The organism is Seonamhaeicola marinus, from assembly GCF_008085455.1.
On sequence record NZ_VSDQ01000679.1, the window covers coordinates 42555 to 67490 of the forward strand.

The 24936-nt window shown below is 32.6% G+C and carries 32 protein-coding genes; 31 read left to right on the top strand and 1 reads right to left on the bottom strand.

Features of this window, described 5'->3' with window-relative positions; genetic code table 11:
• Window positions 1–102: 102 nt before the first annotated feature.
• From FUA24_RS11300 to FUA24_RS11335, 8 genes are all read left to right on the top strand, one after another.
• A complete protein-coding gene (locus tag FUA24_RS11300) occupies window positions 103–816 on the top strand; it encodes a CPBP family intramembrane glutamic endopeptidase (RefSeq protein WP_148542325.1) in 714 nt (237 codons plus the stop codon).
• Window positions 817–828: 12 nt separating this feature from the next.
• Window positions 829–1647 carry a CPBP family intramembrane glutamic endopeptidase gene (locus FUA24_RS11305; protein ID WP_148542327.1) on the top strand — a complete coding sequence of 273 codons (819 nt, stop codon included), beginning with the start codon at window positions 829–831 and terminating at the stop codon, window positions 1645–1647.
• Between the two features lie 39 nt (window positions 1648–1686).
• A complete protein-coding gene (locus tag FUA24_RS11310) occupies window positions 1687–2157 on the top strand; it encodes a hypothetical protein (protein ID WP_148542329.1) in 471 nt (156 codons plus the stop codon).
• A 5-nt stretch (window positions 2158–2162) separates the two neighbouring features.
• Entirely contained in the window at window positions 2163–2369 is a 207-nt protein-coding gene (locus FUA24_RS11315; protein WP_148542331.1) for a helix-turn-helix domain-containing protein, read from the top strand.
• Between the two features lie 36 nt (window positions 2370–2405).
• Window positions 2406–2849 (top strand): DUF3157 family protein, encoded by a 444-nt coding sequence (locus tag FUA24_RS11320; RefSeq protein WP_148542333.1) that lies wholly within the window; start codon window positions 2406–2408, stop codon window positions 2847–2849.
• 15 nt (window positions 2850–2864) lie between these two features.
• Window positions 2865–3401 carry a GNAT family N-acetyltransferase gene (locus tag FUA24_RS11325; protein ID WP_148542335.1) on the top strand — a complete coding sequence of 179 codons (537 nt, stop codon included), beginning with the start codon at window positions 2865–2867 and terminating at the stop codon, window positions 3399–3401.
• Window positions 3402–3439: 38 nt separating this feature from the next.
• The gene (locus FUA24_RS11330; RefSeq protein WP_148542337.1) at window positions 3440–3886 is read left to right on the top strand and encodes a LexA family protein; all 447 of its coding nucleotides are present in this window, start codon (window positions 3440–3442) and stop codon (window positions 3884–3886) included.
• Window positions 3887–4080: 194 nt separating this feature from the next.
• Entirely contained in the window at window positions 4081–4683 is a 603-nt protein-coding gene (locus FUA24_RS11335) for a hypothetical protein (RefSeq protein WP_148542339.1), read from the top strand.
• Window positions 4684–4717: 34 nt separating this feature from the next.
• Here FUA24_RS11335 and FUA24_RS11340 read toward each other — a convergent pair whose 3' ends face one another.
• Window positions 4718–5965: an NAD(P)/FAD-dependent oxidoreductase gene (locus FUA24_RS11340; protein WP_148542341.1), complete on the bottom strand. Its 1248-nt coding sequence runs from the start codon at window positions 5963–5965 to the stop codon at window positions 4718–4720.
• A gap of 104 nt (window positions 5966–6069) precedes the next feature.
• On the opposite strand from FUA24_RS11340, the gene FUA24_RS11345 reads away from it, so the two are divergent.
• Genes FUA24_RS11345 through FUA24_RS11455 form a run of 23 tightly spaced genes read left to right on the top strand, consistent with a single transcriptional unit; the run spans window position 6070 to window position 24935 of the window.
• Window positions 6070–7590: an HAL/PAL/TAL family ammonia-lyase gene (locus FUA24_RS11345; RefSeq protein WP_148542343.1), complete on the top strand. Its 1521-nt coding sequence runs from the start codon at window positions 6070–6072 to the stop codon at window positions 7588–7590.
• A gap of 11 nt (window positions 7591–7601) precedes the next feature.
• Window positions 7602–8750, top strand: coding sequence for a WG repeat-containing protein (locus FUA24_RS11350; protein ID WP_148542345.1), 1149 nt, complete (start codon window positions 7602–7604; stop codon window positions 8748–8750).
• 9 nt (window positions 8751–8759) lie between these two features.
• A complete protein-coding gene (gene fabG / locus FUA24_RS11355) occupies window positions 8760–9491 on the top strand; it encodes a 3-oxoacyl-ACP reductase FabG (RefSeq protein ID WP_148542347.1) in 732 nt (243 codons plus the stop codon).
• A 13-nt stretch (window positions 9492–9504) separates the two neighbouring features.
• A complete protein-coding gene (locus tag FUA24_RS11360; protein ID WP_148542349.1) occupies window positions 9505–10728 on the top strand; it encodes a beta-ketoacyl-[acyl-carrier-protein] synthase family protein in 1224 nt (407 codons plus the stop codon).
• On the top strand, window positions 10728–10979 hold the full coding sequence (locus tag FUA24_RS11365; RefSeq protein ID WP_148542351.1) for an acyl carrier protein: 252 nt from the start codon (window positions 10728–10730) through the stop codon (window positions 10977–10979). Before FUA24_RS11360 ends, FUA24_RS11365 begins: the two co-directional genes overlap by 1 nt.
• 6 nt (window positions 10980–10985) lie before the next feature.
• A complete protein-coding gene (locus tag FUA24_RS11370; RefSeq protein ID WP_148542353.1) occupies window positions 10986–11867 on the top strand; it encodes an LpxL/LpxP family acyltransferase in 882 nt (293 codons plus the stop codon).
• A gap of 23 nt (window positions 11868–11890) precedes the next feature.
• The gene (locus FUA24_RS11375; RefSeq protein WP_148542355.1) at window positions 11891–12796 is read left to right on the top strand and encodes a dialkylrecorsinol condensing enzyme DarA; all 906 of its coding nucleotides are present in this window, start codon (window positions 11891–11893) and stop codon (window positions 12794–12796) included.
• A gap of 17 nt (window positions 12797–12813) precedes the next feature.
• Window positions 12814–13947, top strand: a complete 1134-nt coding sequence (locus tag FUA24_RS11380) for a beta-ketoacyl-ACP synthase III (RefSeq protein ID WP_148542357.1) — start codon at window positions 12814–12816, stop codon at window positions 13945–13947.
• Window positions 13947–14375 (top strand): hypothetical protein, encoded by a 429-nt coding sequence (locus FUA24_RS11385; protein WP_148542360.1) that lies wholly within the window; start codon window positions 13947–13949, stop codon window positions 14373–14375. Before FUA24_RS11380 ends, FUA24_RS11385 begins: the two co-directional genes overlap by 1 nt.
• A 1-nt stretch (window position 14376) precedes the next feature.
• Window positions 14377–14838 (top strand): ABC transporter permease, encoded by a 462-nt coding sequence (locus tag FUA24_RS11390; protein WP_148542362.1) that lies wholly within the window; start codon window positions 14377–14379, stop codon window positions 14836–14838.
• Window positions 14835–15242 (top strand): hypothetical protein, encoded by a 408-nt coding sequence (locus tag FUA24_RS11395; protein ID WP_148542364.1) that lies wholly within the window; start codon window positions 14835–14837, stop codon window positions 15240–15242. The genes FUA24_RS11390 and FUA24_RS11395 overlap by 4 nt, the downstream gene beginning before the upstream one ends.
• Entirely contained in the window at window positions 15232–16227 is a 996-nt protein-coding gene (locus FUA24_RS11400) for a BtrH N-terminal domain-containing protein (RefSeq protein WP_148542366.1), read from the top strand. The genes FUA24_RS11395 and FUA24_RS11400 overlap by 11 nt, the downstream gene beginning before the upstream one ends.
• Window positions 16228–16230: 3 nt before the next feature.
• Window positions 16231–16974 (top strand): ABC transporter ATP-binding protein, encoded by a 744-nt coding sequence (locus FUA24_RS11405; protein WP_148542368.1) that lies wholly within the window; start codon window positions 16231–16233, stop codon window positions 16972–16974.
• Window positions 16967–18241, top strand: a complete 1275-nt coding sequence (locus tag FUA24_RS11410; RefSeq protein WP_148542370.1) for an ABC transporter permease — start codon at window positions 16967–16969, stop codon at window positions 18239–18241. Before FUA24_RS11405 ends, FUA24_RS11410 begins: the two co-directional genes overlap by 8 nt.
• The gene (locus tag FUA24_RS11415; RefSeq protein WP_148542372.1) at window positions 18219–18671 is read left to right on the top strand and encodes an acyl-CoA thioesterase; all 453 of its coding nucleotides are present in this window, start codon (window positions 18219–18221) and stop codon (window positions 18669–18671) included. The genes FUA24_RS11410 and FUA24_RS11415 overlap by 23 nt, the downstream gene beginning before the upstream one ends.
• Window positions 18664–19812: a beta-ketoacyl-[acyl-carrier-protein] synthase family protein gene (locus FUA24_RS11420; RefSeq protein ID WP_148542374.1), complete on the top strand. Its 1149-nt coding sequence runs from the start codon at window positions 18664–18666 to the stop codon at window positions 19810–19812. Before FUA24_RS11415 ends, FUA24_RS11420 begins: the two co-directional genes overlap by 8 nt.
• Before the next feature lie 3 nt (window positions 19813–19815).
• A complete protein-coding gene (locus tag FUA24_RS11425) occupies window positions 19816–20457 on the top strand; it encodes a beta-ketoacyl-[acyl-carrier-protein] synthase family protein (RefSeq protein ID WP_148542376.1) in 642 nt (213 codons plus the stop codon).
• Window positions 20432–20689, top strand: coding sequence for a phosphopantetheine-binding protein (locus tag FUA24_RS11430; RefSeq protein WP_148542378.1), 258 nt, complete (start codon window positions 20432–20434; stop codon window positions 20687–20689). The genes FUA24_RS11425 and FUA24_RS11430 overlap by 26 nt, the downstream gene beginning before the upstream one ends.
• 16 nt (window positions 20690–20705) lie before the next feature.
• A complete protein-coding gene (locus FUA24_RS11435; protein ID WP_148542380.1) occupies window positions 20706–21902 on the top strand; it encodes a beta-ketoacyl-[acyl-carrier-protein] synthase family protein in 1197 nt (398 codons plus the stop codon).
• On the top strand, window positions 21902–22966 hold the full coding sequence (locus FUA24_RS11440; protein WP_148542382.1) for a beta-ketoacyl synthase N-terminal-like domain-containing protein: 1065 nt from the start codon (window positions 21902–21904) through the stop codon (window positions 22964–22966). Before FUA24_RS11435 ends, FUA24_RS11440 begins: the two co-directional genes overlap by 1 nt.
• Window positions 22960–23736, top strand: coding sequence for a polysaccharide deacetylase family protein (locus FUA24_RS11445; protein WP_148542384.1), 777 nt, complete (start codon window positions 22960–22962; stop codon window positions 23734–23736). Before FUA24_RS11440 ends, FUA24_RS11445 begins: the two co-directional genes overlap by 7 nt.
• Window positions 23729–24346, top strand: a complete 618-nt coding sequence (locus tag FUA24_RS11450; RefSeq protein ID WP_148542386.1) for a LolA family protein — start codon at window positions 23729–23731, stop codon at window positions 24344–24346. Before FUA24_RS11445 ends, FUA24_RS11450 begins: the two co-directional genes overlap by 8 nt.
• A complete protein-coding gene (locus tag FUA24_RS11455; RefSeq protein WP_148542388.1) occupies window positions 24327–24935 on the top strand; it encodes a hypothetical protein in 609 nt (202 codons plus the stop codon). The genes FUA24_RS11450 and FUA24_RS11455 overlap by 20 nt, the downstream gene beginning before the upstream one ends.
• Window position 24936: the final 1 nt, after the last annotated feature.

A 24936-nucleotide genomic window follows, 5' to 3' on the forward strand; every position in this document is an offset into this window, starting at 1 on the left:
AAAAACCCATCTACAGACATAAAAAATATCTTTTTTAAATAATTTATTATTGTTTTACAATAATTTTATATAGTTTTGTTATTGAAAAACAATAATTTTATCATGAAAAACGAAAACATTCTTAATAATAAACAAATTAGTTTAAGTGCTTGTTTTTTAGACTTAATCATTTATCTGAGCATTTTATTTTTAGCCAGAGAAATTTATATAGAGTCTTTAGGCCTTATTGCCAGCGTTCTTATTGGTTCATTCATTGCTCTAGGAATAGCCACTTGGAGAATGAAAACACATCATATTTCCTGGATAGATTTAGGCCTTAAAAAACCCAAAAGTTGGAAAAGAACTATAGTAATTGCTCTTTTAATTATCCTTACATGTGTGCTATCTATTATACTCATTGAGATATTAAAGGAAATATTTCCAAATATGTTTAGTTGGGAATCCGTAAATCTTAATAGAAAACATAAAGGTCCTAGGTTTGGAAACTTAAAAGGGAATTATGCGCTATTCTTTTCAATCATATTTTTTATATGGGTTGAATCTGCACTAGAGGAGCTTATAGACCGAGGTTTTTTAATGAATTGGCTTGAACGCCTATTCTCGAAAACACCCTTTCCGGCGTTTTTAGCAATTACAGTACAGGCTGCATTGTTTGGTTACAGGCATTCATATGATTTATCCGAAAGATCAATAACGGTTGGGATACTAGGTTTTATTATGGGCTTAGCTTATGTATACTGTGGTAGAAATTTATGGGCTTTAATTATTGCGCATTGTGTTCTCAATTCATTCTCAATGCTAGATCGTGTAATTTAAAAATTAATTAAAATGAAAATATCAATTCCATCTCCCATCCCAAGAAATATAGAAAATTTAGAGGAACATAAATGGAAAGTAGCTCTTACCCTATTACTACTATTTATCTTTAGTGCCGTTGTGAACATTCCTTTTTCAAATGAAATAAGAAGAATTCAATCACAATCCGGCCCAATAGACCCCAAATTAACTGAACCAATCTTTGATACTATCTTAAATGTTACTGTTACAAGTGCAATTTTTGGTATCGTATTTATCTTTTTAGGCCTAATTCTTTCTGGAAAATCATACTTAGGAGCTCCTGGAGTAACCAGTATGTTTAATAGCTCCAAATTAAACCTATATTTAAATAAGCGAATTACGTTTACAAGCATAATCATTGCTATAATAGCGGCATTAGTTTTACTAGGGCTCCTCGAAATTCAAAAGGAATTCTATCCCATTACTTCTAAACATGAGCGTCCTTCCAAATTGTTTTATATTTTAGGTTCATTTGTTGCAGCTGTAAGTGAAGAGATTTTATTCCGTTTAGGAATTATGTCGGCAATTGTGGCAGTAATTAGATATCTAAGAGAGTCTCAAGTACCAACAAATGGTACTTATTGGTTTGCCATTATTGTTTCAAGCCTATTGTTTGGGTTAATACATATACCAATGACGAATAATTTTGCTGAATTAACGGTTTTAACCGTATCCATTACAATGATTGGGAACCTAATAACGGGGACTGTTTTTGGTTATATATTTTGGAAATGGGGCCTCCTAAATGCCATGATAGCTCATTTTGTTTTCGACATTGTTTTTCATGTCATAGGTACACCTTTTGGTTAGCCTTACAATCCTTATATTTACATTTAAAGAATCTACTTGATGAAAAAAATAAGATTATTACACAGATTTTTAGCTATTATAAACATAGCATTAATTGTACTTCTGTTTGTGATTTTGGGGCTTTTAGTTATTCCGGATTTAATCTTTCAAAAAGCCTATACCGACAAGGCATTAGGCACTTACAATCATTTGATAATTTTTTTACGTGGTTTGCTTTTATTGGTAGGGCTTTTTAAAACGCAACAAGGCTTAATGGCCATAATTAGAAATGGATTTTACAATACCATTAGTGAACTAAAATTTAAAAGAGGCGGCTTATTTTTAGTCCTTTTTGGCATTACAGGAATTATTTTCAATATTATTACCAAACAAGAACTAGAATTAAATATTTTTATCACAAACTTTATAGAATCTATTTTTGTCATCCTTGTAGGTCTTGGACTTTTTATATTAGCAGACTTTATTAAAAGTGGTGGTATTTTAAAAGAAGAAAACGATTTAACTATCTAATCCGTATGCCAATTGTAGTAAACCTAGATGTAATGCTTGCAAAGCGAAAAATGAAGAGCAAAGATTTGGCAGAAATTATTGGAATAACCACGGCAAATTTATCCATTTTAAAGTCAGGAAAGGCAAAAGCTATTAGATTCTCTACACTCGAAGCTATTTGTAAAGCTTTAGATTGTCAACCCGCAGATATTTTGGAGTTTGTTGATGAATAATTGTAACTTTGAGGCTAACCTAAGAAACACTTTTTTATGAAGTCCTTGTTAATTGTTGCCGTATTTTTTATTTCATTTTCAGCATTGTCTCAAAACAATCACATTGTTAAAACCGACGATGGAAGACGTGTTTTATTAAAAGCTGATTTTACTTGGGAATATATTGATCTGGTATTACCCAATAAAGAAGTTACAGAAGAGAAGCCTCTATTATCTGGAAGTAACGCTTGTAATTTATCAGATGATTTTGAAGAACCTAAGCTCAACAAAAAAATACAATCTCAATTAAAAAAGGGACGTGCAACTATAGCGCATGTTAAGAAAAAAGTAGCCAAAGAGTATAGCTGTGACGTAGATCAGGTTACATTAATATGGGTGAAAGAAACTTTAAAAACAGCTACCTATAATTTTTGCGCTAACGGTAAGAGAACCACTTATAAACGAACAGGGCACGTAGTAGCTAAAAAATTAAAAATCTAAATTCCCAAATTACTAATGGTTGTTACATACCATAGAGCATCTACTAATGAGGAATTAGACCAAATTCTTGAACTTCAAAGAACAAACTTAATTTCTTTCGTTTCTGAAGCAGAAAAGCAAAAAGAAGGTTTTGTTACTGTTCACCATACCTTTGAAGTACTAGAAGCCATGAACAACTCTTGTGCACATATAATTGCTAAGTATAATGATAAGGTAGTTGGATATGCCCTCTCAATGCCTAAAGCGTTTAGAGAGGATGTAGAGATTTTGAAACCTATGTTTCATCATATTGATTTTGTTACAGATAAAAATCTGGAATATATTGTCATGGGGCAAATTTGTGTGGATAAAAACTTTAGAGGCAAAGGTGTTTTTAGAGGCCTTTACAATCACATGAAAAAAGAACTTCAACATCAATTTGATGCTATAATTACCTTAATAGATGTAAAGAACGTGCGCTCAATAAATGCCCATAATTCTGTAGGATTTCAGCTTTTAAAAAACTTTTCTCAAGGCGATAAAAGTCTGAACTTAGTAATTTTAGATATTTAGCTGTATTTCTTGTATCTTTACAAGGTAAGTCCTTATCAATGATTCTACCTGCTACAAAAAAATTAACCTTTTATAAACCTGAGGAAGTCAATGATTCTTTAGGAGCCTTATTTTTTGATACTGGAATTTCTGCTGGCTTTCCTTCACCTACAGAAGATTTTAGTGAACAACAACGTTTATCGTTAGATGACGAACTTGTTAAAAATAAGGACACTACCTTTTTTGCCCGAGTTAGTGGTCAATCAATGATTGGAGCAGGATTAGATGATAATGATTTATTGGTTATTGATAGAAGTTTAGAACCAGAAAACAACAAAATAGCGGTTTGCTTTCTAGATGGTGAGTTTACCGTAAAAAGGTTAAGAGTAGATAAAGATGAAGTTTGGCTGAAACCAGAAAACCCAGATTATCCGATTATTAAAGTTACTGCAGAAAACCACTTTGTTATATGGGGCATAGTAACCAACGTAATTAAAAAGATATAGAACATAATAAATTCGTCTTTTCCTACCTTTTAACTACCACATTATCAAACGCCAATAACATACTCCCTACATCAATTTATTTTTATATTTCTAACTAGTAATGTTAATTAAGAAATGCTTTAAAAAAGATATTTGTATAATTCTTTTGTAAAGAAAATACATATGCTATTTTAGTGCTAAATTTAACTTACACCATGAAAAAATTATTACACGTAGCTATTTTACTTTGCGCAACAATTGCATTTGCCCAAAAAGCCAAAATTCAAGAAGGTAAATGGAAAAACCTTAAGGATATTACCAAGTATAATCTTGTGTTCGATTATTCTAATCTAGAGATTCCTAAATACGATAACGAAGAAGAGTTTCTAAAAGATAAAATGCAAATGCGAGAGGAAAAAGAAGCTGGAGCAGGTGAACGATTTAAAAAATCTTGGTTTGCCGATAGAGAAGACAGATACGAGCCAAAGTTTATAGAATCTTTCAATAAAAGATTTAAGGAAGGTGAAATAAAAGTAAATAAAAACTTTGATGCAGCTAACTATACGTTAAAAGTACATACAACACTAATGTATGCTGACTATAACGTGGGTGTTTGGAGGCAAAATGCTAAAATTGATGCGGTATTAACTGTTTACAAAAACGATGATCCAAGTAACATTCTTTTTTCCGTAAAATATATTGAAGCTCAAGGAAACGGAGCGTTTGGTAACGATTATAATTCAGGATACAGAATTTCTGAATCTTACGCCAAATTAGCAAAAACCTTTGCGGCTCATTTAAAGAAAAAGGCAAAATAAATACCTAAACATTCAAAAATTAAAAAAGCGGACTTTATAAGTTCGCTTTTTCATTTTCCATCATATTTAACATATGGGCTAGAGTACTAATTGCTCTATTGTGTTTTTTAACAAAAGGGTTTGTTTTGTCCCAAACATAGCCAGCCAAAACAGCACAGATTTGACGTTTTACCTCTGGGTTTTCTGGTCTATGGAAAAAGAGCGTCTGTAAATTTCCTGTATACCATTCCTTTACATAACTAGAAAATACACCAACACCCTCCTTAATATAACTATCGTAATCCTTCTCCCAGTCAGCCGTTTCGCCATTAACCTCTTTAACAACAAGTTTGGCAGCAGCCAAAGCAGATTCGGTTGCAAAAGTTACCCCAGATGAAAACACAGGATCCAAAAATTCGGCACTATTACCTGTTAGTGCATACCCCTTACCATAAATCTGAGATACAGATTTAGAATAATTCTTTATACACTTAGGCTCAAAAGAAAACTCTACATCTTTAAATCGATTATAGTAATACTTGGAAAGCTTAAGCATCTCTTTTAGACGTTCGGTATTATTTCCTTTAAAAGAATCTATATACTCAGTAGTACTCACAAATCCAATACTAGTGTTTCCATTAGAAAATGGTATTACCCAAAACCAAGTGTTGGTATCTAAAACATCAAAGGTAATAAGCGTACCTTCTTCTCCTTCCGGACGATTTATGTCTTTAACATGGGTGAAAATTGAAGAATGTTTCGGTAATTCAGATGGCTTATCTAAACCTAAAATGCGTGGTAATACTCTACCGTAACCACTAGAATCAATAATAAAATTGGCATTAATAGTATAAACTTCTCCAGATTTATCTTTAACATCAATTACGGACTTACCATTAGAGTTTATTTTTACATCAATAACCTCTTGTTCAAATTGAACATCGGCTCCTTTTTTTATAATTTCATTTACTAAAACAGAATCAAAATCTGCCCTTGGTACCTGCCAAGTCCAATCCCACCCTTCTGTAAACTTCTTGCTGAAATCAAAATTACATACCACGTCGTTTTTAAGAAACCTTGCACCTCTTTTAATTTCAAAACCAATCTTTTGCAAAGGTTCCAGTAATCCAACTTCTTCAAAATGGTCCATACACCTTGGTAAAAGACTCTCTCCAATAACAAATCGTGGAAATTTATTTTTCTCAATAATCTTAACATTAACCCCCTCATTTATTAAATGAGCAGCTGCAACACAACCAGAAGGACCAGCACCTATTATTAGTACTTCAACATTTGTCACCATATTATTTATAAGTATTGAATTAAATATTTTAATTTAGCCATCCAAAAATAGCTACTTTATAGTTAGTTATTACCTTTTTTTTTAATTATAATCAAAATATTTGAATGTTATTATTTAATGGAACTTTAGGAATTGAGGATTTTAAAAAAGTAATTTTTAAAAACCAAAATGTTGAAATAGATGATGAAGTAATTAACAAGATTGAAAAAAGTTTTAATTTTTTAAAGACGTTCTCACAAAACAAGGTAATATATGGCGTAAATACTGGCTTTGGTCCAATGGCTCAGTACAAGATTAAAAATGCCGACCGTATTAAACTTCAATACAATTTAATTAGAAGTCATGCATCTGGAACCGGACAACCAATTCCACCAATGTATGTAAAAGCCGCAATGTTGGCTAGAATGAACACATTATCTTTAGGATATTCTGGTGTTCATAGTTCTGTAATTAAATTGATGACAGAACTTATTAATAGAGAAATAACCCCATTAATTTATGAGCATGGTGGTGTTGGCGCAAGTGGAGATTTAGTGCAGTTAGCACATTTAGCTTTGGTTTTAATAGGAGAAGGAGAAGTATTTTATAAAGGAGAACGTTTAAACACTAAAGATGTTTTCGAAAAAGAAGGTTTACAACCAATTTCTGTTGAGTTAAGAGAAGGGCTTGGTTTAATGAACGGAACATCTGTAATGACTGGAATTGGTATAGTTAATACTATATACACCAGAAGATTACTAGATTGGATGACAAAAGCCTCTGCTGCAATTAATGAAATTGTGCAAGCTTACGATGACCACCTTTCATTTGAGTTGAATAATACTAAAAAACATATTGGACAACGGGCTATAGCAGAACAAATGCGATCTCATCTTTCAGATAGTTCTTTAACTAAAAAAAGAGAGCATCATTTATACAATGGCAATAATGACGTAGTGGTTTTTAAGGAAAAAGTACAAGAGTATTACTCTTTGAGATGTGTTCCCCAAATTCTAGGACCTGTTCTGGATACATTAAATAACATTGAAAGAATTTTAATAGAAGAAGTTAATTCTGCTAACGATAACCCTATTGTTGATGTTGAAAAAGAACACGTCTATCATGGTGGAAATTTTCATGGTGATTATGTATCTTTAGAAATGGATAAGTTAAAAATAGTTGTTACAAAAATGACGATGCTTGCCGAAAGACAACTTAACTATTTATTAAACTCTAGATTGAACGATATTTTACCTCCTTTTGTTAATTTAGGCACACTGGGATTAAACTTTGGTATGCAAGGTGTACAGTTTACGGCCACATCTACGACAGCAGAAAGTCAAACACTTTCTAATCCAATGTATGTGCATAGTATTCCAAATAACAACGATAACCAAGACATTGTAAGTATGGGAACTAATGCTGCATTGATTACCAAGAAAGTTATTGAAAACGCATTTGAAGTAATTGCTATTGAATTAATCACTATAATTCAAGCCATTGAATATTTAGGAGTTCAAGATAAGACCTCTAGTAAAACCAAAGAAATGTACAATGACCTTAGAAATATAGTACCTAAATTTACTGAAGACATTGTTATGTATCCCTATGTTAATAAAGTTAAAGAATTCATTATCAATAATTAAAACAATCAATCATGAAAGCTACTCGTAAAAAAATCGCACTTGTTTTTCTATTTTCGGTATTCGCCATTGGTTTTTCTTTTTCTCAAAAAATGGCCTTAGCCAATGAAAATGGAAAATTTGGATACATAAACAAAGAAGGTACATGGGTCATAGAACCTCAATTTAAAGTAGCTAAAAACTTTTCTTCAGAATGTAACCTTGCAGAGGCCACAATTAATGGAGACGATTGGGGTTTCATCAATAGAAAAGGAGAATGGGTCATAGAACCTCAATTTGATAAGACAAAAGCCTTTAATTCTGATATTGCAGTAGTATTAAAAGATAAACAATGGTTTTTTATTAATACAAAAGGAGAAAAAATACTTACCAACGTAAACTCAGATAAAATTTATGATTTTAAAGAAGGGTTTTCAATTATAAGACAAGGAGATTTTGTTGGTTTTATGAATACCTCTGGAGACATCGTAATAGAGCCTAAGTTTACTAAAGTATTTAATTTCATTAATGGTTATTCAAAAATAAGAGAAGGTGATAAATGGGGACTTATAGATACTAAAGGAAATTACTTTGTTAAACCAGAATATGATAAAATTAGCAACGTATATAACGGCAATGTAATAGCTAGTAAAGGAGAAACTCACGGAATAATAATTGAAGGTAAGTTTCAAGCAATTTCTGGCGCACAAAAAATCTGGGATTTTTCGGTTAACAAAGATTACACCTACGCAAAGAAAGATGATTTATGGGGATTTATTGACAACAAAGGAAATTGGATTGTAGAACCTAAATATGACAAGGTAAGAGCCTTTAAAAACGGATTAGCTCCAGTAGCCAAAAACAAAAAATGGGGTTACATTAATCTTAAAGGAGAAGAAATAATTCCACTCAAATTTAAAGATGCTGAAATTTTTAGCACCGATGGATTAGCTCCAGTAAAAATTAATAAATTATGGGGATTTGTTAATTCTAAAGGAGATTTAGTCATTGAAGATAAATATGCCATTACAGCTGGTGGATTTTCAATATTCCAAAAAAATAACCAAAAAGGATTTATTGATGGTCTTGCTAGAGTAAAAGATAAAAAAGAATGGGTTTATATTAACACAGAAGGAAAAGTGTTAAATAACAAAAAATATAAGCATTTAGAGATTTTTAAATAATAGTAATTTATGAAATGTGTTCTTGTAACAGGAGGTTCTAGAGGTATAGGAAAAGCTATTTGTATTCAATTAGCCAAAGATTCAGATTATCATATTATAATAAATTATAACAGTAATGAGGCAGCAGCATTAGAAACTTTAGAAGCTGTAAAAGCCGAAGGAAATACCGGTGAAATAATTCAGTTTAATGTTTCTGAAGCCGATGAAGTAAAAAGCAAATTAGACGCTTGGCAAGAAAACAACGAAGATGCCATAATTGAAGTATTGGTAAACAATGCAGGAATTACTAAAGATGGGTTATTCATGTGGATGCCTCAAGACGATTGGCAAAGTGTTATAAATACCTCGCTAAACGGTTTCTTTAATGTAACCAATACTATAATTCAAAAATTACTTAGAAACAGATACGGAAGAATTGTAAATATTGCATCTGTTTCTGGAGTAAAAGGAACTCCTGGGCAAACTAATTATTCAGCTGCCAAAGGAGCATTAGTAGCCGCTACAAAGGCCTTAGCCCAAGAAGTAGCCAAAAGAAAAATAACAGTAAATGCTGTTGCACCAGGTTTTATAAAGTCTGACATGACAGCAGAATTAGATGAAAAAGAACTAAAAAAATTAATTCCTCTTAATAGATTTGGAGAAGCAGAAGAAGTTGCGCATGTTGTATCTTTTTTAGTATCCAAAAAAGCTTCGTACATAACAGGAGAAGTAATTAATATTAACGGAGGAATCTATTCTTAACCGAAGTAGTACCATGAGAAGAGTAGTGATAACAGGAATGGGAATTTATTCCTGTATAGGAAAAAATTTAGATGAAGTTAAGGATTCTTTATATAAAGGAAAATCTGGTATCTCTATAGACGAAGAAAGAATCCCTTTTGGATATAGATCTCCATTAACGGGAATGGTAGAAAAGCCCAACCTAAAAAAAAGCTTAACCAGAAGACAAAGAATTAGCCTTGGACAAGAAGGTGAATATGCCTATGTAGCCACTGTTGAAGCCTTTAAACATGCTAAAATAGATCAAGATTTTTTAGACAATAATGACGTTGGTATTCTTTATGGTAATGATAGTACTTCTAAATCTGTAATTGAATCGGTTGATAAAATAAGAGACAAAAAGGATACTACACTTGTAGGTTCAGGCGCTATATTTCAGGCTATGAATTCTACTGTAACCATGAATCTTTCCACCATATTTAAACTTAAAGGAGTGAATTTCACAATAAGCGCAGCTTGCGCAAGTGGCTCTCATTCTATAGGAATGGCATATCAACTTATAAAAAGCGGATTGCAAGAATGTGTTATTTGTGGAGGCGCTCAAGAAATAAACAAGTTTGTAATGGGTAGTTTTGATGGTTTAGGCGTCTTTTCTAAAAATATTGCAGATCCTACTAAAGCTTCAAGACCTTTTGATGCAAATAGAGATGGTCTAGTGCCAAGTGGTGGTGCCGCAACCCTTATCGTAGAATCTTATGAATCTGCAAAAAAAAGAGGAGCTACTATTTTAGGTGAAATTTTAGGGTATGGATTTTCATCCAACGGAGACCATATTTCTACTCCAAACGTAGATGGCCCTACAAAAGCTATGAAAATGGCTTTAGAGCAGGCAAACATTAGTCCTAATGAAATAAACTATGTTAACGCTCATGCAACCTCAACACCAGTTGGCGATGCAAACGAAGCAAAAGCAATCTATGAAGTCTTTGGTGATAATGGTCCGTATGTAAGTTCTACTAAATCTATGACAGGTCATGAATGCTGGATGGCTGGTGCCAGCGAAATTATTTACTCCGTACTAATGATGCAGAATAATTTCATTGCTCCCAATATAAACTTAGAAAATCCAGATGAAAACGCCTCCAAATTAAATTTGGTAACACAAACAAAAGACGAAAAAATAAATGTATTTTTGTCCAATTCTTTCGGGTTCGGAGGAACAAACTCAGCACTAATAATAAAAAAGCTTGATGAATAATGGATAAAAATGTTATTGTTGAAAAAATAAATGATTTTCTCATTGATGAATTTGAGGTAGAGCAAGAGGATATCGCTCCTGAGGCAAACTTAAAAGAAACGCTAGAATTAGATAGTTTAGATTTTGTTGATTTAGTTGTTGCCGTAGAATCTAACTTTGGAGTTAAACTTGTTGGTGAAGATTTTGTAAACGTATCGACACTGCAAGATTTCTATGATTTAATAGAAAATAAAATTAGCCAAACCGCATAAAACATAATGGCTGCTCAATGGAAAGGTAAATCCAGAGGTACCGTTTTGGGATACAAGATTTTTGTATTCGCAATGAAAAAATTAGGTATTAAAGCGGCTTATTTCATACTTTATTTTGTAGCGGCTTATTTTTGTTTTTTTTCGAAACAAAATGCCAAAGCAATTTATTATTACTTTAACAAACGTCTTAAATACTCCAAACTTAAGAGCCTCTTCAGTGTCTATAGAAGCTATTTTGTCTTCGGACAAACTATTATAGATAAAGTAGCAATCTCATCAGGTTTAAGACATAAGTTTACCTATGAGTTTGACGGTATTGAACTTATTAAGCAAGCTTTAAAAAATAAAAAAGGCGGTGTGCTTATTAGCGCACATGTTGGAAATTTTGAAATAGCTGAGCACTTTTTAGGAGATCTTTCAGAAGACACCTCTATTTGTCTACTTACTACAGAGTTAGAACATACTGCAATAAAAGAGTATCTCGAAAGTGTAACAAAAAAATCTAATATAAACTTCATTTTCATAAAGGAAGATTTATCTCATATTTTTGAAATTAATGCAGCTCTTGCTAAAAATCAACTTGTTTGTATTACTGGAGACAGATATGTTGAAGGCACAAAGTATGTAGAAGAAGAGTTACTAGGTTTAAAAGCCAAATTTCCACAGGGGCCGTTTTTGTTAGCCTCTAGACTTAAAGTACCTGTTTTATTTGTTTATGTGATGAAAGAAACAAATAAACACTATCATTTATATGCAAGACAATCTTCGGCTAAACACAGAGACCAAAAGCAAGTATTGAAAGATTATACCGAAAGTGTTAGCTGGATGTTAGAGAAATACCCCTTACAGTGGTTCAATTATTTTGATTTTTGGGAACAATTACATTAAATTCACTACCAAAACAATTTTAGTTGAAAAAAGTATTAGTTATACATTATTCTCAATCTGGACAGTTAACAGAGATATTAGATAATATCCTTGCTCCTATTAATTCTGAATCGGATGTTGAAATTGACCATCTAGCCATAGAAATGGAAAGTCCGTTTCCGTTTCCATGGACAAAAAAAGAATTTTTTGGAGTATTTCCAGAGACGTTTCTTCAGAAACCACAGCCAATTAAAGCAATACCAAAAGAAATACTTGAGAAAAACTATGATTTAATTATTTTTGGATATACTATCTGGTACTTAACACCTTCATTACCAACGACATCTTTTTTAGCTTCTCCAGACGCACAAAAACTGCTTTCTAACAAAAAAGTAATTACTGTTATTGGCTGTAGGAACATGTGGATTATGGCACATGAAAAATTGAAGCGTAGGTTAAAAGACTTTAATGCCGAATTAGTAGGTAACATAGTTTTAGCAGATAGGCATATAAACCACATAAGTGTTATTACAATTACTAAATGGATGTTCTCTGGTAAAAAATATAAGTACTTAAATATTTTTCCAAAACCGGGTGTTTCACAAAAGGACATAGATGAATCAAAAAAATTCGGCCCCATTATACTAAATCACTTAAAACAAGATAATTACAACACATTACAACCTCAGCTTTTAAAAAAAGAAGCTGTAAAAATAAAACCTTTTCTAATAACCACAGATAAAAAAGCAAACCGTATTTTTTCAAAATGGGCTACTTTAATAGGCAGTAATACTAAAAACCGTACATTTTTGTTAAAACTTTTTAATTATTACCTAATATTTGCCATTTGGGTTATTTCACCTGTAGTTTTTATCTTATTTTTGGCAACCTATTTATTAAGAATAAATAAGATTAAGAAAGACAAAAAGTATTATTCATCAGTATCATAACTATATAGAAGAATAGAATGAAGAACGTTTACATCACTAGAGTGTCAAAGTTTTTACCCAATAAGCCTGTAGCTAATGATACTATGGAAGATAGACTTGGTGAGATTAATGGAAAAACTTCTAAAGGAAGGCGCATTGTTCTTAGGCAAAATAAAATTAAGACAAGGTATTACGCTATTGATGAAGAAGGAAATATTACTCATAATAATGCCCAATTGACTAAAGAAGCTGTAGAAGGACTATGCGATGAGAGTTTTAGTAAACATGACATAGAGTTACTATCCTGTGGAACAGGAAGTCCGGATCAAATTTTACCTTCTCATGCGGCTATGGTTCATGGCTTTCTTCAAAATGGAAATGTTGAAATTAACTCGCCTTCAGGAGCTTGTTGTTCGGGCATGAATGCCCTTAAATATGCCTACATGGCTGTAAAAAGCAATCAGGTAAATAATGCAGTTTGCACAGGATCTGAAAGAGCTTCTTCTTGGATGCAATCTTCTATTTTTGAAGATGAAGTACAGCATTTAAAAACAATAGAAGAGAATCCTATACTTGCGTTCAATAAAGATTTCTTAAGGTGGATGTTATCTGATGGCGCAGGAGCTTTTCTTCTAGAAAACGAACCAAAAGGAACTACCCCTCTGAAAATTGAATGGATGGAAGGCTACTCATATGCACATGAAATAGAAGCCTGTATGTATGCCGGAGGAGATAAATTAGAAAATGGGTTTTTAAAGCCTTGGAGCGAATACAACTCCGATCAATGGAGTAAGCAATCGTTATTTGCTATAAAGCAAGACGTAAAACTTCTTGGCAAAAACATTTTGTCTAAAGGAGTTGAAAGTTTAAAGAATGCATTAGAAAAACATAATCTTAATGCCCAAGATATAGACTATTATTTACCCCATATTTCATCATATTATTTTAAGGAAAACCTTTATGATGAAATGAAAGACAATGATATTGAAATTCCTTGGGATAATTGGTTTATGAACCTTAGTGAAGTTGGCAACGTAGGAGCAGGCTCAATTTACTTAATGTTAGAAGAATTGGTGAATTCTGGACAATTAAAAAAAGGGGACAAAATATTACTTTCGGTTCCTGAAAGTGCCCGATTTTCGTATGCTATTGCTTTATTGACTGTACATTAATGAACAAAACTTTTCCAATACATAATATAGAACATTTAATTCCGCAGAAAAGACCATTCGTTATGGTAGATACGCTAGTATCTTTTTCTGCTGAAGAAATTACAGCTTCATTTCAAATAAAATCAGATAATATTTTAGTTGAAGAAGATGAATTTCAAGAACCAGGGCTTATTGAAAACATGGCACAAACTGTTGCTTTACATACTGGTTATGACTATAACCAAAAAAATGAAAAAGCACCAACAGGATATATAGGCTCTATAAAAAAATCGGAGGTACTAGTCCTTCCAAAAGTAGGAGAAACGATTATAACTAAAGCTAAAATACTTCATGAGTTTATGGGTGTTACCATGGTTGCTGTAGAAGTATTCAATGCAAACAATAATATCATTGCAACCGCCCAAATGAAAACGGTCATTGCAAATTAATATGGAATTAAAGCCTATTGACATAACTAACTTCTTACCCCATAGAATCCCCTTTCTAATGGTAGATAATGTTATTTCAATATCAGATGATCATGTTAAAACCGAGTTTACTATACCGGAAAATTGTATTTTTTTAGAAGAAGGACTTTTGAATGAAGCTGGCTTAATTGAAAATGCCGCTCAAACCTGTTCATCTATAGTTGGAAAAAGCTATTTTGACGAGGATGACACAAAAGGAGAAGGTAACAAACTTATAGGCTTTATAAGTGCTATAAAGAAAGTAACAATTAGTGAGTTACCTGCTCAAGGAACCACTATAGAAACCATAGCAAACTTAGTTTCTAGATTCGACACAGATACTTACAGTATATCTACATTAGAATGCAAAATAATTCTAGAAGGTAAACAATTACTATCTGGCGTTATGAACTTATTTATTCAAGAACTTAAAAAAGAGTCATGAAAAAGAGTGAAGTACCTCAAGACAATAGTAACCTCGACTCTTTAAATTTTAAGGAGCTCTGTTATGCAGTGGATGAAAACGGTAATTACACAACCGCCAAAAGCACCGGATGGACACCAAAGACCATTGCTTTAGATAATGCCATTGCAGAAATAAATGAAAGGGTAGAAAAAGCCAGGCAAAACGTATTAAATAACCAAACGAGTCCATTAGAATATTACATGGAACTTCATAAAATGGACTTAACAATTTTAGCAAGTTATGTTGGGTTTTGGAAATGGCGTGTAAAACGACATTTTAAACCCAAAGTTTTTAACAAATTATCTAAAAAAACATTACAAAAATATGCCGATGTTTTTGAGATTACTATTAAACAACTAAAAGAAATAGAGCATGCAAATTAATTTTGTACACCATCAATCTGCACATTGCGAAAATGGTGTAGTATCCAATATGATGAAACATAATGGTTTTAACATAAGTGAACCTATGGTTTTTGGAATTGGATCAGGTTTATTATTTTGCTATATCCCTTTTTTAAAAGTCAACCACGCTCCTGCAATTACCTACCGGTCAATGCCTGGATTCATTTTTAAACGATTTGCAAAACGTGTAGGTATAAAGATAAAACGCGAAAAATTCAAAAACCCTCAAAAGGCAAAAGAACGCTTAGACGAAAACCTAGAAAAAAACAACCCCGTTGGTTTACAAGTTGGTGTTTATAATCTGGTATATTTTCCCGAGGAGTATCGCTTTCACTTTAATGCTCATAATTTAGTAGTGTACGGTAAAGAAGAAGACACCTATCTTATTAGCGATCCTGTAATGGAAGGCGTAACCACATTAACAGCAAAAGAACTAGAAAAAGTTCGTTTTTCTAAAGGTGCTTTTGCGCCAAAGGGACACATGTATTACCCTACTCAATTACCAAAAGAACTTGTACTAGATAAAGCTATTATTAAAGGAATAAAACAAACTTGTAGAGATATGCTTGCTCCAGTCCCTGTTGTTGGTGTAAAAGGCATTAAAACAATAGCTAAACTTATTAGGAAATGGCCAAAGAAAAAAGGTGTAAAAGTGGCCAACCACTACTTGGGTCAAATCGTAAGAATGCAGGAAGAGATTGGAACCGGAGGCGGTGGATTTAGGTATATCTTCGCAGCTTTTTTACAAGAAGCTAGTGCTATTTTAAAAAACGAAAAGTTATTAGAGTTATCTAAAGAAATGACTCAAATTGGAGATTTATGGAGAGATTTTGCTCTAAACGCTTCAAGAATTTATAAAAATAGAAGTGCTAAAGCAGATGGGTATAACGCTATAGCAGATCAATTAGATAGTATAGCAGAAAAAGAAAAGGTATTCTTTAAAGCATTAAGAAAAGCGATTTAATAAATGATTAAAATCGAGCAAATATCTAAACAATATAAAGGCGCTGAAAGTTTTTCGCTTTCTAAGCTCGATTTAAATATTAAAGAGCGAGAAATCTTTGGATTACTAGGACCCAACGGCGCTGGAAAAACAACTTTAATTTCAATCCTGTGCTCTTTAATAAAGCCAACCTCGGGAACATTTTCTATAAACGGACTTACCTACAAAAAGAATAGAAAAACGCTAAAAAAGCAAATAGGCATTGTACCTCAAGAATATGCACTTTACCCTTCATTAACGGCCTACGAAAACCTTAAGTATTTCGGAAGCATGTATGATTTACATGGCAAAGACCTAAAAACCAAAATAAATGATGCATTAGATCATTTAGGGTTATTGCAATTCGCAAATAAAAAAATTGATACTTTTTCTGGTGGAATGAAAAGACGAGTAAACCTAATTGCTAGTATTTTACATGAACCTAGAGTTCTGTTTTTAGATGAACCCACCGTTGGCGTTGATGTACAATCTAAAAACGTAATTATTGAGTATCTCAAACAGCTTAACGCACAAGGCACAACAATCATTTACACATCACATCACCTCAATGAAGCAGAATCTTTTTGTACCAGAGTTGCCATTGTAGATCATGGAAAGCTAATTGTAGAAGGTCAACCAAAAACCTTAATAGCCAATAATGATGGCGCACATAATTTAGAAGATGTGTTTTTAAGTATAACAGGAAAAGCACTGAGAGATTATGCATAAATTTTGGGCTTCAGTACATAAAGAACTCTTGTTATTATCAAGAGATATCGGAGGCTTAGCAATACTATTTATAATGCCCTTGGTACTAGTTATTACAATAACGTTAATTCAGGACAGTACATTCAAAACTGTTAATGATGTAAAGATTCCAATACTGGTTGTTGATAATGATAATGGCGATGTTTCCAAAACCATAAAAAACGGACTCAAAGACTCTCAAAGTTTTGAGGTTATTTTCGAAAAAGAAGAAAATATAGCAAAAGAAAAAGTTTTTTCAGGAGCTTACCAATTAGCCATCATTATCCCCAAAGACTTATCTAAAGACTTAAAAGAAAAAGTTAATTCGAACGTAGAACATATTTTAGAAAAATTCGGATTAGAGGAAAACCTAGCAGAAGAAACGCCAGATAAAAGACCAAAGGTGCAAAAAGAAGTAAAATTATACTTTGACCCTGCCACCCAAGTTTCCTTTAAAACTTCTGTAAAAAATGGCATTGACCAAATGATTTCTAAAATAGAAACTCAGTCCATTTACAAAGCATTTCAAGAGCAAATAACAGATGATCCTTCAGAAGTTATATTCGAAACAGAAAACTTTATTACGTTCAAAGAAATAATGCCAGTTAAAGATAACAAAGAGATTATACCAAATTCTGTACAACATAATGTGCCTGCTTGGACACTCTTTGCAATATTCTTCATTATTGTGCCATTATCTATCAATATTGTTAAAGAAAAAAGCCAAGGTACATTTGTTAGGCTCAGAACTAACCCGGTATCTTATTTTACAGTTTTGGGAGGCAAAACAATGCTATATTTAGGTGTTTGCATTATTCAATTTATCCTTATGCTTTTGGTTGGCATCTATCTTTTACCTGCTATAGGGTTACCCCGACTAGATGTATCTGGAAAATTACCATTACTTTTTATAGTTGCTATTTTTGCAGGACTTGCCGCAATAGGACTTGGACTGTTATTAGGAACTATTGCTAAAACGCAAGAGCAATCGGCGCCATTCGGAGCTACATTTGTTGTAATTTTAGCCGCAGTTGGCGGGGTTTGGGTTCCAGTATTTATTATGCCTAAGTTTATGCAAGTATTATCTAATATTTCACCGATGAACTGGGCGCTAAATGCATTTTATGATGTCTTTTTAAGAAATGGTTCTTTCTTAGACATTCTACCTGAAATAAGTTTACTGTTATTGTTTTTTTTAATCACTATGTTTATAGCAATCTTATACAATGAAAAAAAGAATGCCGTTTAAAGGAAAAGAAATTGAACACCTTAGTAAGGTTAGGGTAAGATTTGTGGAAACAGACCCATTAGGTATTGTTTGGCATGGTAATTACATTCAGTATTTTGAAGATGGAAGGGAAGCATTCGGCAGACATCATGGCATCTCCTACCTTGATCAAAAAACCCACAATTATGCTACACCAATAGTAAAATCATCTACAGATCATAAACTTCCTTTAAAGTATGGAGATGTAGCAACGGTAAAAACAATCTTTGTTGATAGTCCAGCTGCAAAAATGATTTTTAGATATGAAATTTACAACCAAAACGAAGAGTTGGTTTGCACAGGAGAAACTGTTCAGGTTTTTGTAGACGATATAGGAAACGGAGAGTTATCTTTAACACCTCCAGACTTTTTTGTTAAATGGAAAAAGAAAGTAGGTTTACTAGATGACTAAAACATTCGTTTCACATAATAATATTGTTTCTGCACTAGGTTTTAATTCTACAGAAGTTGTTGACTGTATAAATAATGAGGTTACTGGTCTAAAAGCAATTGATGACAAGTCTGTTACCAACCAGACATTTTATTCCTCTTTAATAGACAAAGAAAAGCTTCATAGCCAATTTCGGAAATTAACATCTCAAGACATAGCCTATACACCTCTGGAGCAAATGATGATTAGCTCACTTCATGATGTCATAAAATCATCAGACCTTAAATTAACAGAAAGAGTTGGGCTTATTATTTCTACCACAAAAGGTAATATTGATGCCCTAGACGCCCAAAATGGATTTGATGAAAAACGAGCTTATTTAAGTGAACTTGGAAAAGCAATATCCTCTTTCTTTAACTTTAAAAATGAAGCCATCGTAGTTTCAAACGCTTGTGTTTCTGGTGCGTTGGCAATAGCTATTGCAAAACGTTACATTACTCAAGGGCTTTATGATCATGTTTTTATTACCTCGGGAGACTTAGTATCTCCTTTTACATTATCTGGTTTTAGCTCATTTCAGGCTTTAAGTGATGATCTATGTAAACCTTACGATACCGACAGAAAAGGAATCAATATTGGTGAAGTGGCAGCAAGTGTTCTGATTACTAATTCTAATGAGAATTTATCAAAAGAAGCTGTTGAAATTTTAGGAGAAGGCTCTTGTAATGATGCTAATCATATTTCGGGGCCATCAAGAACAGGAGAAGGCTTGTACAGAAGTATGATTTCTGCTTTTAAACAGGCAAAAATAGACCCAAATGAAGTAGATTATATTTCGGCACATGGCACGGCAACAGTGTATAATGATGAAATGGAGGCTATAGCATTTAATAGAATGCAATTACAAGATACGCCTGTTAATAGTCTAAAAGGCTATTTTGGACATACCCTTGGAGCATCAGGTCTTTTAGAAACTATAGTTGGAATGCATTCATTGAAAAATAACACGTTATACACTTCCTTAGGTTTTGAAACCCTAGGTGTAACCCAACCAATAAACGTTATAACGCGCACAAGAAAACAACCACTAAATACATTTTTAAAAACAGCTTCAGGTTTTGGTGGGTGCAACACGGCATTACTATTTAGAAAAGTAGAATAACTAATGAATTCTGGTATCATCTCATATTGTCATATAAAACAAAACCAAGTAACCCTTAATGGCGCGTTACTTTTTGAACATAATAATCCTGAAAACTTTCAAGAATTTATAAAATCTGCTTATAACACTTTAGAAACTAAGTACCCGAAGTTTTTTAAAATGGATAATCTGAGTAAATTATCCTTTCTCGCAGCAGATGTAATCCTTAAAAACGAAGGCTTAGATCCAGAAGAAGACAATAACATAGCTATAGTTTTTTCTAATAACGCATCTAGTTTAGATACAGATAGAGCCCACCAAGAAACAATTCAGGATAAAAATAACTACTTTCCTAGCCCTGCAGTATTTGTTTATACATTGCCCAACATATGCATCGGAGAGATTAGTATTAAACATAAGCTTTATTCTGAAAATAGTTTTTTTATCTTTGACAGCTTTAACGCAAAGCATTTATACCATTATTCCAATAGTCTGTTGAGCGAAAAAAAAGCAGATAAAGTACTTTGCGGATGGGTTAATTTTGATAAAGATAGCTACGAAGCTTTTATATATTTAGTAGGGTCTAATAAACATATGGACCACAATTTAGAAACAATAATAAAACTATACGAAAATAAAAATGGAGTCATTAAAACAGGAACTTAAGGAGCGAATAGTAGAGCAATTAAATTTAGAAGATATTGCAGTAGCGGATATTGCCGATGATGATATGTTGTTTGGAGATGGTCTTGCACTAGACTCTATAGATGCCTTAGAACTAATAGTAATGTTAGATAGAGATTATGGTATAAAGCTTACCGATCCTAAACAAGGACGTGCCATTTTTGAATCTATAAACACTATGGCGGCTTATATTTCTGAAAATAGAACCAAATAAATTAAGTCTTGCCTTAATGAGTAAACGTGTTGCTATAACAGGTATGGGAGTAATTTCGGCAATAGGAAATAATGTCGAAGAAAATTACAACGCCTTAATATCTGGTAAAAAGGGAATTTCTAAAATCTCCAAAATAAAAACTATTCATGAAAATGATATAAAAGTTGGAGAAATAGAGCTAACCAATGAAGCCTTAGAGCAACATTTAAATTTAACTGCCGATAACAACTATTCTAGAACTGCATTACTTGGGGCTATTGCAGCAAAAGAAGCTATCTCCCAAGCCAAAATAAGCAATATCAATGCGTACAAAACAGGTCTTATTTCATCCACTAGTGTTGGTGGTATGGATATGACTGAAAAGTACTATTATGATTACTTAACTAATGCAGATTCACAAAAATACATAGAGAGTCATCATGCTGGCGATTCCACTCAAAAAATTGCTGAGCAACTTGGTATTGAAGAAAGTCTTGTAACCACAATAAGTACGGCATGTTCTTCCGCAGCCAACGCCATAATGCTCGGTGCCAGATTAATTAAATCTGGTCAATTAGATACAGTTATTGTAGGCGGTGCAGATTGCTTATCGAAATTCACCATCAACGGTTTTAAGACGTTAATGATTTTATCAGATACTTATAACACGCCTTTTGATGAAAACAGAAAGGGATTAAATCTAGGTGAAGCAGCAGCTTTTTTAGTACTGGAATCGGAGGCAGTGATTAAAGCAGAAAACAAAGATGTTTTGGCATATGTAAGTGGATACGGCAATGCAAATGATGCCTATCATCAAACGGCTTCTTCAGAAAATGGAGATGGTGCAACATTAGCAATGGAAAAAGCACTAAAAATATCTGGTTTAAAACCCCAAGATATTGATTACATAAATGCGCATGGAACAGCAACATCTAACAATGATCTATCTGAAGGAAGAGCAATAGTTAGAGTTTTTGGCGAAGACGCTCCAGAATTTAGCTCAACAAAAGCATTCACCGGCCATACATTGGCAGCGGCTGGAGCTATTGAAGCAGTATATGCCGTATTGGCCCTTCAAAACAATGTAATTTATCCAAATTTAAACTTTAAAACTCAAATGAAAGAGTTTAGTTTAACCCCTCAAACAACATTAAAATCCAAAGAACTAAATACGGTAATGTCTAATTCATTTGGATTTGGAGGAAATTGTTCAACCTTAATATTATCTAAATAGTGTCCAGAAAAGTATATATTAATGGCCTCTGCTCAATTTCTGCTCAAAATACCTTTGATAATAATGTGTTTTTAGATGAGATTATCAAACATTCGGATACCGTTTTAAAAACTGTGGACCCCAATTATAAAGAGTTTATACCCCCAGCCTCAGCCCGTAGAATGGCTAAAGGCATCAAAATGGGGATTGTGGCTTCTAAATTAGCATTGAAAGATGCTAATCTTGAAACGCCAGATGCCATTATTACTGGTACTGGTTTAGGTTGTGTAAGAGATTCTGAGAAGTTTGTTAGCACAATTATAAACCATGATGAACAATTTTTAACACCTACACCTTTTATTCAATCTACTCACAATACAGTGGCTGGACAAATTGCATTAGAACTTCAATGCAAAGGTTATAATTTCACCTACGTTCATGGCAGTAATTCGTTTGAGTCGGCGTTGTTAGATGCAAAACTTCAATTAGAGAATAACGAAGAGGACAATATTCTAATAGGAGGAGTAGATGAAATAGGTGCACATACCATTGAAATTCATAAGGTAATAGAGCATATTAAAAAAGAACCTGTTAATTCTACTAATCTCCTTAACTCAGGAACTAAAGGAGCGGTTTTTAGCGAAGGGGCTAACTTTTTTGTGGTTTCCAATAACAAAAGTGAAAACACATATGCCGAGGTTGTATCTATAAGTTTAAACAATACTTTGAATAAGGAAAAATTACTGCTTTCGGTATTGGACTTCCTAAAAAGTAATGCTCTTGAAGTTGATGATATTGACGGCTTAGTTTTAGGTTACAATGGAGATATGGAATATGATAGTTATTATGATACTATTAAAACAGCATTTCCTAAGGCTCTTCAACTCTATTACAAACATCTAATAGGAGAGTATTATTCTGCATCCTCATTTGGAGTATGGTTAGGGTGTAAAATACTTAAAAAGCAGGTTGTTCCTGAAGTAACTAAACTAAACACATTAGAAGTTAAACCAATAAAGACTATATTGCTATACAATCAGTATCGTGGAGAAAATCACAGCTTTACGATACTTCGTAAATGCTAAAATTTAAAAGTATAAATATACTATTCGCGTTTATAGTAATTCTATTACTCGTTTTAACATTTATATACAATTTATCATTTTGGTTTTTTATAATCGCAGGGCTTTTATGGTTTATCATAACGAGTTTAGGATCCGCATTAATTGGTTGGAACTATCACATTACGTCATTAAATAAATCCAATAGTGAAACTCAAAATCGGGTAGCCATTACTTTTGATGATGGGCCCAATCCTGAATACACATTACAAGCATTAGAGGTATTAAAAACACACAATGCAAAGGCAACTTTTTTTTGTATTGGCAAACATATTGAAAAGCATCCCGAAATAGTGTCAAAGATTTTAGAAGAGGGGCATACTATTGGGAATCATACATACTCTCATTCCAACTTTTTTGGTTTTTTTGGTACGCAGAGAGTAAAACAAGAATTACAGCAAACCAATTACGTTGTGCAAAAATTATTTGGACTTAAAATGAGTTTATATAGACCAGCATTTGGCGTTACTAATCCTAATATTAAAAAAGCCATAAAGGCTATTGGCCTCATATCTATAGGTTGGAACAAACGATCTTTAGACACTACAAAACTAGACACATCTAAAGTTTTAAAAAGGGTGACATCAAACCTAAAGCCTGGTGATGTTATTTTATTACACGATACAAGTCATAAAACAATTGAAGTTTTGGAACAGTTATTGTTATTTTTACACCAACAAAACATGAAATCAGTATCGGTAGATACGCTTTTCAATATAAAAGCTTATGCGTAAACTAGTATATTGGGTATTCTTATTTTCTAATATTATTTGGGCCCAAACACCTTTAAATTCTGAGGAAGCAGCAAAATTTAAGGCTAAAGTTAAAACTAAAGCTACCCAAACAACTACTATTTCGAGCAACTTTACACAATACAAACATTTAGACTTTTTGTCTAATGATATCATTACTAAAGGACAATTAACCTTTAAATCGCCTAATATGGTAAAATGGGAATATACAGACCCTTTTAGCTACTACGTAATTTTTAAAGGCGAAACACTTTACATAAATGATGACGGGAAAAAAAATGAAGTGAATATTGGTTCCAGTAAAATGTTTAAACAACTTAACCAATTGATTGTAAAAAGTGTGAAGGGCGACATGTTTGATGATAGCATGTTTAACATCTCTTACTTTAAAGAAAAAAAGCAAATACAAGTTCATTTTATCTTTAAAAATGAACAATACTTGGAGTATTTAAAAGCCTTTCATATTACGTTTAGTGAGGAAGGCGATGTAGAGGAAGTTAAGATGATTGAACAATCTGATGATTTCACAAAGATTGTGTTTAAGAACAGACAATTAAACAAGCCTATTCCCGATGCGTTTTTTGCTAATTAGTTGCTTTGCCCTTCTACTCTTTTCATGTGGAAGTTATCCAAAAAAACAAGACTTTAATGCGCTACCTGTAACCAAAAGCACGGTAATAAACCCCTACTTTTCTAATCAAAAAAAGGATTATGTATATAAAGCCAGTATTAATGTATATAATAACAATTTTGGAGGCTTGTTAATCATTAAAAAGATTGATAACGCCCATACAAGAGTTGTTTTCACTACAGAAATGGGAAATAAACTATTTGATTTCTCATATATCAACGATGACTTTAAAGTAAACTACTGTCTAAAAAAACTAAACAAAAAAATTTTAATAAACATATTAAGAAAAGATTTCCGAGCTTTAATTAAAGAAAATAATACCGTTATTGAACAATTTTCTAAGGAAAATAGAACCCTATATAAAACTACCATTTATGGTAACAAATATTATTACTATGAGACCAATACCCTAAACAGTATTGTAAGAGAAGGTAACGGAAAAGAAAAAGTAATCATTACATTTGACGATGTTAAAAATAACCACTCAAATAAAATCTTAATTAAACATAATAACATAAAACTTAACATCAATCTTAAATCGATAAATTAAT